The 12,973-nt window shown below is 49.9% G+C and carries 1 protein-coding gene (only partly in view); it reads right to left on the reverse strand.

Features of this window, described 5'->3' with window-relative positions; all coding sequences use genetic code 11:
• On the reverse strand, positions 1 to 12,973 hold part of the coding region annotated (gene rfbB / locus PHR44_08080) for a dTDP-glucose 4,6-dehydratase (GenBank protein MDD4910614.1) (this coding region is incomplete at its 3' end). 47,542 nt of the annotated region lie beyond the right edge of the window; 12,973 of 60,515 annotated nt are visible.

The raw sequence follows: 12,973 nt of genomic DNA on the forward strand, positions 1-12,973 counted from the left end.
TAATTCTTGCGCACCTGCTTTGGGTCGGGGTCGGCCTCGATGGAGAGGCCGGGCGCGTTGGCCTCCACCATCCTGCGCACCTCTTCCAGTACGCGCCTGCCTTCATCACGGATGGGGGAGGAGGAATTATTAATCAACGCCTTTACGCTCTCGGCCGTGCGCTCCGACGCAGCCATAGAAACGACTATCTTCTCGCCCTTGCGATACGCTACGGGAGTAAACGGAAGCATTTTTCCGGCTGCGTCACTCATATAAGCAAAACGGCCATCGGCTAATATAACTGGTGACTCTGTATTAAGATTACGGCAGGTCTGTTTAAACTGATACAGGATATCAAAATAATCCTTATGGCGATGTATTGGGCCTTCGTTATTCTCATATATGATTTGAACGGTAGAAACATTATCGGCGCGGCCGAATTCATCCCACGCGCGGCAGATAAAATACAACAAATATAATGCCTCCGGATAAAGCCTCGATGTAGGATCAATATGCTGACTGTAATAGGAAATCGGCGGCTTATCAGCCCTTGCGAATATCTCTCTGTCACTAACCGTAGGCGCCCAGAATAAGTTATTCGCTACCCAGAAGAGACAGACGATATTACCAATATACGGCTTAATGCCGGCACTATAATTCCAGAGCTGCCGTAGAGAATTATCTGAAGCAATAAGTTCATTGAATTTATCAAGATAGAAATCCTTGCTGCGCTCTTCCAGCATATTGTCAAACCGCGCGATAATGCGATAAACTGTATCAAAGAGGTATTCCTGAGAAGTGTAATAACCCTTGATCCTGGCACTAAAGTCATCCCAGCTGGAGCTCAACCTATAGAACAACATCCACTGTTCGATCTGGGTCTTCTTAAATGTCGCGTCCAGCACATCTAACCCGCCCAGGTCAGCGGCGTCAAACATGCAGATTGCGCCGATCTGGCGCGTCAAGAGCTCAAACCGCTCAGGTATAATATTAGTGAATACACCCTGCCCCTGCGCGTCAGTCCTGCCGGTCAAGAATGCGCGGGTCCACGCGTCCTCAAAAATGCTCAACACGCTGGTGAAGCTTAAGTCGCCCACGAATAGAACGCCCATAAAGATATGATTCCTGATCCGTAATATAATGGATTCAACCTGCTCGCGCCTGAACTCAAGATCATCCAACAGTCCATCCTTCTCAAGATAATCTGCCGCAAGCTGCCCGTGGAAAGCCGTATCTATCAAATTAGCTATATCGTGCAACAGGACGACCGCTATCCAACAGCCATAGTCTGCCTCTTCAATCATAGTTGCGATATACTTAAGCAGCGCGGCGGCGGTTTTGGGGTCGCGTGACGAAGCAAGTTTGCCTAAGTTCTTCTGTCCCAGACGGCTTAGCTCAACTCCTATGCCCTTGCCATAAAGTTCCTTTAATTTTATGGCCTGCAGTATGCCGCAGAGCACGCCTATCATGTGCCGGGCAAGGCGTTCAATCGCCTCGTCTTTCGGCATCGGCATTGAAGGCGCCTCAACACGGATAACCGCGCGCAACAATTCTTTCTCGTTCTCAAGAAGCTCAGCAGGCAGCTTAGCCCAGATGTCGTCTACCGAAAGGTCCGCCGCTTGTAAAATACGCGCGCGCATATCCGGCGCAAGCAACCGATGAAGGATATCTTTTAAGGTATTATCGGCGTCCTGTTCCATCAGGCTGCTTATCGAGGAACTCCCTGCAGCGGCATCAACCACAATACTGATACCCTCAGCAGGGGTCATTTGAATATACCCGCGCCCTCGCACTCTCTTCCCCTCTCTATCCAGAAGATAGATCGTATCTCCGTCACGCTCATAGCTTTCAGCCTTATCAAAAACAAGATTCAGGAAATATACATGCCGGGCATACTCCTCATCATCGGTTATTTTCTCTATAAGCTGGCCATCCGCCTTCCGGAAGTCAACCAGGCCCAGGCCTCCGGAAATCTTTAAAGCCACGGCGATAAATACAAGCATCTTAATCGCATTCGGGTTAAGGCGGTGCGCCTGCCGGACATCCCTGCAGTTATCCGCTGAAGCCCTAAAGGAATCCCATTCTCCTGTTGCGCTGCTCCAGGCAAATTTGGCAAAGGTGACATCAAAGTACTCCAACCGCACGCCGATAAACGCCGCGAAATCGGAAAGGTCGCGGCCAGCCAATCCGAATCCGCCTTGCTGCAGCCCGCTCATCGCTTCGTTCCATTTCTGGCGATAATCAATGGGGCTATCCACATTCCGATCGCGCATTGCCGCCATGCGCAGGAACCTGCCTACCACATCTTTGCCGCTTATCCGCGCAAGATATGTTGCAATCTCATTCGGGCTGTCCAGCCTGACTTCCTTCAATAAGGCGCAAGCATTTTCCATAAAGGCAACCTTGCATTGGGGAAAAACCAGGCCGAAATGCTGGATCACCGCGCTCGTATCAAAATAAGTAAACCAGCCAATCTTTTTCGTAACTTCATATAGCATTCCTGCGCTCGTTTTCCCAGCGACCAAAGCAATGAGCCGATGAACACGCGCGTCACCAAAAAACTCCTCCCAAAGCACATAATCAGCCTCGCCGGAGAATGGTTTATGCAAATAAATATGGTAGCGAATGATCAGTTCAATCTCCAAGCGCTGCGCCTCAGTAATAAGACCACGCGCCACCAAGCAGGTCAATAAGCCGTACATACGGATGATATCGTCGCTTTCCCGTTCGTGATCGGGATATTGTCTTATCTTACCGATATCATGGAGCGCCATTACAAGAATCCATACCTTATAATCACTGATGTACTTATTATCCTCTGTCTTAAGCCACCATTCGAATAGCTCTCCCGTATGCTGCACGGTCTTTTCTATCCGCTCTTCTGCCTGAACATCCTTTAGTCGGACGGACTCCCTCACGTACACCATCCGGAAGATATCAGCGAGCCTCAATACGTTCAACAATTCGTCTTTTGAAACTGCGGATTTATCGGGTCCCAACAGTGAAATAGTCCGGGTAAACGCGCTGGCGAGCATATCCCCTATGGAAACATTGTCTATCGCGCTGCTCGCCCCCATCACACCACGGCGAGGCGCTGACTGCTGCCGGTCCCAATCGGCATCCGGAACGGACGACCCGGAACTCGCAGGGCTACTTACCCCATCTCCATCTTTCGGATGAAAACGCAATATCCCGATATCCGTCTCTCCGGCAAGCAACTGATGCTCAAAAACATGATTGGACCGTCCGTATCTGCCGATAACGCGGTTTATCGAAGAATACCTTATAAGCCCATCGCTTATCGCCAGTGAATTTTCCGCCGCGCTGCTGGAAACCGTTACCTTGCCTGATACCAGCTCAGCCACATTGGCGCCTCTGAGATAACGGTTAGCTGCGGCCAGCGGCCACTTGACCTTCATCAGGAACAGGCACGGCTTCTGAGGATTGGCGTGGCGTACCGTAAAGTAATTTCCCTGGCCTTTGAAGATAATTAAATCTGCCTGACTCCAGGCAGCGAGGAATTCCGGAGACAGGCGCCTCAAGTTAGTTCCCAATACCCATGAACCCGAACCGATGATGCTTAAGCGCTGGCGAAGCCCCTCAAGCAGCGGCCTGATATCATCGTGATCAATGATCGCTTCTAAATCTTGCCGTGTGGCGTCGTTTCCCGCGGGATAGGTCTTACCAACCAGAACGACCTGATGGCCCTGCCTTAAAAATTCAGGGATCAACGCGGCAATCTCCAGGACATCTTCACCTGCATTATCAGTTACATAAACAATCCTGCGTCCTGGTGCGCGGAGAATTTCTTCCACCCGTCCAATATCATTTCTTAACCAGAAATCATCACGCCTGAATTCACGCTTGAGCGCATCGGTAAGTGAAAAATCTGATCGCCTTAATTCCTCTCCCATAACCGGATCGGCAAAATCAAGGATATTACCGATGGCTGAAATACGCAGAGCCGCTTCCAAAGTATCGGTAGCGCCATCTATCAGTTCGCGCGCCTGAGTGATTAATCCATAAGCTCCTGTTCGCGCCTCATTCTTCAATTTTGCCTCATAATCGTTCAAAGACGCCATAAGAATAAGGGTCAGATTGACTTCCATCACTTCATACAGCGACATGCTATCTGTCGCGGGTAGATTCATAAACCGTGTCATTACCGCCTTAAACCTGCGATATACATTCTCGTCCGCAACTGCCTTTCTCAACAGCACGCCATCGTCACGCGTCCTTCTTAAACGGAAATTAGTATATGGGTCATCTCCTGCGCTTTCGCTCATAAGCAGGCCGCCCATACGATAAGGACGATCGGGTATGGCGACAGCCACCGGCACAACAAACGCGCTGCTGTCAAGCAGACGCATGACTTCTGACACAAACACAGGCTCTGAAATAGCGCCGTTTAGTAAAGCTGCACGTAAAGCAAACCACTCAGACGACAAGCCGTGGACTGATGCCTCAACCGCGCTGGAAGACGCCGGATGCCAATGCCAATCTGAGAGACCGCCCAGCGCTTCCTCAAACGCCAAGGCGAGGATCTTTCTGTCTGATTCATCCAGGTCGAGCGTGGCTCTGCCGCGCACCGCGTTCCTGCCGAAAACGCCCATATGTTCAAAAAGGACCCTCCTGTCTCCATTATCATTATCCAATAAATAAATGGTCATTACGCTGCCGGCAAGCTCTCTCAAGGCAATGAGCATCTGAAACCAACCGCCATCGTAGACCCGGGCTGTTGCCAGAACAGGTATATTATGACGGTAGAAATCCGCGAAGTCCGCGGCGCCTTTTTCAGATATCTGCTCAATATCTCTTCCTTCGTACATCCGTATCCTGGCCGGCCAGCCGGTCATCTCGCCGCAACGGAAATCATCATTTTCAATCTCTGGTTCCTCGATCTTTACGCGCTCGGCATCAATGGCTTCCCAGATACTGCTGGTCTGAGAGGCGGAATGGATATGGAAATGCTGCGCCTGGCTGGCATTTAAAAATGCGGCGTTCATTATAGTTTCATAACCTGTGCCTCTGGCAGCGGTAAAGAGTAAAATATCCAACAGGCGCACCGGTTCATTAATGACCAGCGAGATCCATTGTTTGCTGGTAAGCATAACCTGCCTTTGCGCATATTCTCCTATTACCGTGGAAAGAAAATATTCATTCCGGCCGCGCCCTACTGCTTCATCAAATACCTGCCAGGGGTTCTTTTTATCAAAATTACAGAGCGGACATTCATAAAGAGGGTGCGGCATATCCACCCGCGGATTTTCCGGCAGGACCAGACGGGAAGGTTTACGGTCAGGCACAAAACAAAGCCGCATAGCGTTACCGTTCCTAAGCGGCAACTCTATCTCGGTACTCGGGTCGTAGGGAATAATCTTCCTGCCGCCTGGACCCTCTTGAGGAATGGCCCTATTGTATCCATCCAGAATACGTTCAGCGGCAAAACCTATATTTCTATGCGCCTCTCCGATATCCAGCGGTTCAGAATCAAGCGGGCTGCTTGAGGAAGCAAGCGGCCACCACCAATCCTCATTCCCAACATACCACCTTATGACCCGGTCAATCTCCTCATTGAAATCAACGATCGGCTCATAACCGAGTTCGCGCTTGATCTTACCGGCATTCACCGCGTAGCGAAAATCATGGCCCGGCCTGTCCCCAACATGTTTGATCCTGGCATCCTTATTCCCCGCAACCCTCAGTATCTTCTTAGCCATCCAGATAAGCGTGCGCTCGTTGCCTCCCGCGATATTGTAAATCTCACCCTGTATTCCGTTATGCAGGAGCAGGTCAAAGGCGCGCGCGGTATCCCACACAGAAAGCCAGTCCCTCTGATTATCGCCTTCTCCATATACCGTGATCTCCCCTCCGCGCGCTGCCCTGATACTGAAGAACGGCAGCATCTTCTCATAAAACTGATAAGGGCCGTAGTTATTCGTCGCGCGCACACTTATCGCGCCAAGCCCGTATGTCCTGTTGAACGAAAGAACCATTCCTTCGGCCCCCATCTTGCTCGCTGAATAGGGGTTGCTTGGGCGAAGCGGATCCGTCTCTTTGAACTTACCGCGCTCGCCCCTCTTCTTGTCGCCGTACACTTCGTCGGTGCACATATTGATAAACCTGATGCGCGGATATTGCGCTTTAGCCCTGACAGCGTTCTGATGTCTGACTGCGTCAAGAAGCACTGTTGTCCCTGCCACATTGGATTCAACAAACGGCAACGCGCCCCAGATCGACCTATCCACATGGCTTTCCGCGGCCAGATGTATCACCGCGTCAACCTCGCCTATAACGCCGTCAAGCAATCCCCTATCTTGTATATCTCCCTTAATAAACCGATACCCCTGCCAATCCCTGAATTCTTCAACATTAGACATTAACCCGCCTGTTGAGAGCCGATCAACCACAACCACCCGATAATCAGTATGTTTGTGCCTGAGATACCGCACAAGATTTGACCCTATAAATCCCGCTCCGCCGGTGACCAGGATAACCGGTTTTCCGCCATCGCGGCTAACCAAAGGATTAAGCTTAAGCTGCTCGCTCAACACATTCTCAGGGATGGGGACGGTGCCGACTGCGAGAATATGGGAGGCAGGGCTGGAGGAAGAAGGATTAAGCGCAACCTTAAACATATAAGCGATACCCCTGATATTCTCTTTAGTTCCGTGTTCAAATGCTGTTTCTTTGTCGTAAACGAAAGACGTTCCTTCTCTGGATGAATAATAAATGTAAGGATCCAGTGGGATATAACCGGCCCTATTTGCCAATATTGGCCTGGCAGTTAAGCGGCGAACAAAGTTATAGGTCTCCTGCGTAACAAGGTTGGGATGGGGCAAGGGAATAAAGAAATCGGCATCATCGACATCTCGAGTCCAATCGCCATCCGCGAGAGAGCCAAAAACCCAGACAAAGGTAATAGCCTCATCGTTCACCGCCTCATTGAACTGCCTCATTATCGTTCGTATCCGCTCCACAACATCCTCAACCCAAGGCTCCTGCGGAATGACAATTTCATAAGGATAGCTGTTGGCATCTAGATTTACGACTATGCGTTCGCGCAGCTCAATTGAGCCATCAGGCAGATACGCTATGTTCACTAATTTATCCGCGCCTATAAGCAGGCGATAATGATGCGTCCCGCGCTTCCCTGTCTTTAAATCTTCGTTTCTGCCGCGGAAATGCCGATCGAATACGGTACATTTGAAATCACCGCCAATAACAAATTGCTTCAATTGTGCTGCTATGTCATCTATGTCAAGCTTCTGTCTTTCTAAAGAATCTATCTTGTGCGCGATTAGCCCGATTTCTCCATAAATCACATCCAGCGCCTCCTCCTTGAAAACCCCTTCCAGCTCCTCACGGTTAAACATAATGCGTATCTCGCGCATTACCGCGACAATAGAGTCAGAACCATGCACCTTATTACGGATAATATACCCCTGCTTTTCTATGCCTTCTGCGTTAACATAGGTAAACCCTTCCTTCTCCGCGCCGAACTTCCGGCGCAGCGTGCCTTCTTCGCTGCCGTCGGTCTTACCGAGGATATTACGGTAACTATCTACGCTTTTCTGTCCCGGCATACGCACGATAAGCAGCGTTACCGCGCCCCGGCCCATATAATTGATAAACGGCCTGAAGAACGGCCTGTCTTTATGCTCGGCATAAAAGTTTTCAAACACGGGGGTATCTATATGCTCTATTCTTTCCTCAACCAGTATCTGGACGGCGCGCTCCTGTAAGTACTCTTTTATCTGCGCCTCAGACGCCTGGCCGTCCGGCTTGATCATACTGAATGTAACGCGGCCGGATAGAACATCTTCCAGGGTAACGCTGGATGAAGAAAACACAGGGGCCGCCTGAAGCGCCGATTCTAATTCCTCATCCACATGCCTGTTCACTACGGTATGGTAGGCATTTGCCTGATACTCGCGGTAGCCGGCCACATGCGCGATAGCGTGCGCTATGACGGTATTCAAGGCAGACGGCCAGCCCTCAGAAGTATCGCCCTGGTCGCGTAGCCGGTTAAATAAAGGCAGGGACAGATATAGGGTTGCCTGCCCTTCGGTTTTACCAACAGTTACTTTCTTATCGGCTGATTCCCTAACCAGAACCGCTGCCGTATCACCGGCAACATTGAATAAATAATAAGGATAGTCGAGTATGCGGATTGAAACAATGCCGCAGGCATTGCCGATCCTGTCTTGTGCGGCGCGGTAGCCGTCACCGGCGTCAAATCCGTTCTCGGTCATAAGCGCCACGGCTGCCCTGCCGCGGCTCGGGTCAGCGTAAATAGTGGAATATCCAAAAACTCCGGAGAATTCTCTAATATCGTTTATTGATTTTCCAAGATAGGCAGAATAGGCATCCGTTACGTCCACATGGGCTTCAATAATCCGCTTGGCTGCAGCTTCTACGCTCTGCGGCAACTCATCTTCATGCAACCATGGGAAATAATACGAGGCGTAGTATGTTAGAGGAGAAGAAACGGCGGGCTGATTTATATCCGGCCCGGCGCGCACCAGGCCGCTTCTTGCCATCCACTCCAATTGTGCCGCAGGGACATATGCGCTGTTGGCCATTAACGGCGAAATTGATGGTTGTAAAGGCGATCTGACTGTATCTACCGGCAATGTTAAGTCCGGAGCCGCCGATGAAGACGACGCAGACACTACCGCCGCTGCCGGCGCAGGCAACACGGCCTTCGCGCCATACGGCCCCCTCTTGTTCAAATCAAAAATTTGCTTGATCAAGGCTACCGGCGAAAGAATGAGCCCGACTATACCTACGATCGACAATATAATGATTCCGTGAACCGCAAGACGCAACCTTCCCAAGCGCGCTGCATCCGTGCTTCCCTGCTTTAGCGCCTGCATCCAATTGACAGCATCTTTGACATATAGTCTAGCCCAACTCTCTAACCCGACGTCAAGCGGCGTGGCACCGTTATTAAAGAATATGGGCGCCAGGTATCCCGACAGGAAGAATGTGAATACCACCAATGATAGAAGCAGAGAGGGATTCCTGAATAACCAGATGCCCAACCCTGACAACACTATGCCAAAAAGCGAAGTGGTCAGCTGTTTCATTCCTTCTTCATATTGATTGTATAAGGGCTCTTTCTCCTTTGGCCTCTCTCCGGAAATATGGGCGTTGAACAAAGGACGATGATGCAGCTCAGGGCTTCTTCCGCTGCCAAAATATTGCGCCCTGCCGCTCTGGGCAAGTTCAGTGCCGATAGCATGAATGAATACGACCGCCTGGAAGAAAGGAGTAGAGCGCGCAACATAATCAAGCCAGTTTGTAAGCCCCGGGGAAGATATTATTATTAGCGCTATTATGGTAAATAGCCAGCTGAAGCCAAACAACCAGACCTTGGCAAACAGGATACCGGCCACGGCAGCTACGACCCACTTGGACCTCTTCTCAATATTGCCCCAGAAGCCATGGTCAAACAGCATACGAGCCAGGCCGGTGAACACGCCGGCAACGGCATATATTACACCTATGATTGCCAGAGAAATATCCAAACCGGGGAAGGCGGCAAAGGCGCTTAAGCCCCCGAACACCAGCCAGAGCGCATACTGAAGATTTCCCCTTATGACCCAGGGCTCTTTTAAGAAGAAACCGGAACCGCCGTAGAAATGAGTAAGCATACCCAGGAAACGGTCAAACGCGTTCCCATACATAGGGTCATCCCGCATCCTCTTTAAGTCGCGGGTCTGCTTCTGCTCTGTGGCGCCCGCGCCGAATTTCGTGTTCTTACTGGATACGCCCCCCAAACTTACCTCGCGTGCCTTGCTGAGCTTTGCCTTTCTATAGACCTTGATTGTCATACCTAATAACTTCAACAGGAAACCGCTGAATATATCTTCGTTAACCACATGGCTCTTGCTAAGCCGGCCCAATGCCTTAAGGTATTTCACCCTCCAGATACCGCCATGGCCGTATTCATATCTGTTCTTGCCGCACTTGTCTAATGCCGGCTGCACTATAATGTTAAATGTTCTGTCGGCGTGCGCGTCAAACGCACCGGGAGAAGAATAATCCTCGGTAAATATATCTTCCATAAGGCCCACATAGGCAACATTGTCGTTTTCAAACTCATTAAGGGCGGTTAAGATAAACCAGGTGTCCTCGCTGTATAAATCCATATTCTCATCAACACCAAGAGAATAATCCACGCGCAATAATTGCAGGAGCCGGTTCTGATTTTCCGGCTTTCCCTGCATAAAGATAGGATTGCCGGCGGCATAAATCCTCTCCTTTGTCACTACGATAGGATTGCCGTCCTTATCAAAGCCCCTTGTCAGAATATTCCATTGCCCCTCCCTATCCGCATAAAGATAAGCCATTTCCATATTGGGGAACAGGCGCGCTAATTGAATATAATTCTGTAATACGCCGGAACAATCTCCGGCGTTCCCGCTTTTACCGCTATCCCAGATCCCGCTGAAGACCTGATATCCCAATAACGGCTGGAATCTGTCCTTGACCGTCTGCTCTACCCAGCCATCCCAGGTCATTCCCTCAGGCGGCTCCTGGTCATGGTAACAGATGCTTGTCAGAACCTTCAAGCTATCTTCAAAATGCATCGCGCCTCTCACGGTCCTGCCGATCGGCTGGAAGCGGCAGCCTGCCCACATCTCTGCCTCAAAACGCACCCAGTCATTTTTAATTTCAAGGCGTTCTCCCCTCTTAAGAGCGCGCATCCGCTCCAGGTCAGGATAGATATCATCGTATTTCACCGTGTTATCAACATTGCCGCGTAGGTTAATCTTCCGCGCAAGCCGGCGGATAAAATTATTCCAGCCCGGACGATCATACTCTATCTGAGCGGTCATAAAGGTATTACCGCGGCGGCCTTCCGCATCCGGAGCAACCGATGAGGACATCCCCTTATCAAACCTGTCATTAAGCCGAATTGCCGGGTCAAACCAGCTCAGCTTAGTCGGCCCTTCCATAATGTAGTTTTCGTTGAAATATTTCGGAATATTAAACCCGAATGATATCCTGTCAATATAGGGCATACGCTCCCTGTCCATAAGCATATGTTCATACCAGGAATACAGCCGGCGCCTGGCGCGCCTGTCCTTGGGCGGCCTGCTTAAATCAGGCCGCCTGATAACCTTCTCTGATAAATAACGGCTCTTCTGCGCTGCCGGATCTTTGGGATCGCGTTCTTCAAGAACAAAGAGATACCTGCCTGATTTTCCACTGTGAACGAAAGAGGTATCACCATTATTATCTACCACGATCTCAGGAACCCAATCCGGTTTCGCCTCACTATCGTTAAATATATCCTCAGCCCAGGCAGGCCTCATGACAACCAGATTCCAATATTTTGCAAAGGCAACCTCTGCCTGTTCTATACTCAGGCCACGGGCAATTACCCGGGCAGGAATAAACTTATTAATAAATTGCTGCAGCAATTCACCACTATCCATATCCTTACTAAGATATTTCCAGCTCCGGATGAGATGACGGCCGTCATAAATGCCTAATGCCAAGCCGATAAGCGACTGGGCATACTGCATCAAAGAGTAAGTGGCGAGGAAATAGAAGAACGGGAAAGGAAGGAATAAAATGATCTTGGCAAGAATGCCGCCGGCAAAATAGCCTAATACAAACCAGGTGGCGATAAATCCTGCCAAAACCCCCGCGGGCTTGCCATAATCTAACCAGGAGTTACTATGGCTGTCCATCTTGCTCTGGAGATACAGGTAGGCAAATATAACGAAAATAATATTGACTGGATTCCACAGGTAGGCTGTTAATCCCGGGAATATTATCATGTCAAAATAATTCACCGTGCTGGCGGCGTCAATAAAGTATCCCAGGATAAAGTAATTCCAGACAAAATGCACCGCGGTAATCCCCGTCCAGACAACCCGGTTCAGCCAGGTTTCAAAGGTATGCGCCGGCCTGTTCCTGCCGCGGGAACTCGGGACCGGCTCACCGAATTCATTTTTCTGACGCACCCACTCCAACACTCGGGTAGCATAGCGCGCTTCACCCAATGCTATTGTCTCTTTCTTTACATCTTTTCCAGTAGTTTTCTTCGCTGCTATCTCCTGCTCAAGCGCCTCTACCTTTTCTGCGTCGCGCTTTATCTGCCGCTCCCAGTATTCTTCTGAATACTGCCATCTATTTTCTGTGGCTTTAAGCAATAGGTAGATACCGCCAAAGATAGCCGCGAAAACCATAAACCATCCCAAGCCCATTTGCAGGCCTATATTAACAGTCAATAATGAAGTATTCCATATATAAACCGGCATTGTATTGATAGCCGACTGCACCCAGCCTCTCCAGTTGAATACGCCGCCTGCCATTTCGTTATAGGTCTTATAAGGGCTAAGCTGCGTAAACGCGGGAGAAGAACCGGTCAGTAAATCCTTACCTCTTTTGATTGTGGTCGCGGGATCCCAGCTATTGCCGCCGTTCCAATAGGTATCGATATATTCCTTGACATATTTGACCGTCCTAAACACGTCGTCCAGATCATCGTAGCTGACAAAGCAGATAAGCGGAAGTCCTGCACGTGTGTTTCCCCTAAGGTGAAGCGGGTCTTGATTTCTCAAGAAATGGTCCATCCTTTCTACCTCTGCTTTGATAGCAGGCCCTATTTGTGCGCATCTACCCTCATGCGCCATGTTCCAGGCAAGGAAGAACAGGAACTGCGTAAATATCGGGGAGTTGCGAGGGTTGCTCGCCATATGGAATACTCTGTGATAAATCCTTAAGTCCTCGCGGGTAAATTGCAGCGTATCAGGAGTTACATTTCTGCCAGGAAATACCTTATTAAGAAAGCCGGGGAATGCATTGCTATGGAGGATTATATATTCCAGGAACCAACGGAATCCATCAAAGGTGCTCGTGGCAACATAGTGATTCTGTGTTTCTCTGGTCTGGCTTTCCATCTCTCCTAAGTCATTCCTTACTTGTGTCTCTGTCGCTTTATCTATATCACCCTCACAGCCAAATCCATCAT

This window comes from Candidatus Omnitrophota bacterium (assembly GCA_028707125.1).
Classification (GTDB): domain Bacteria; phylum Omnitrophota; class Gorgyraeia; order Gygaellales; family JAQTUX01; genus JAQTUX01.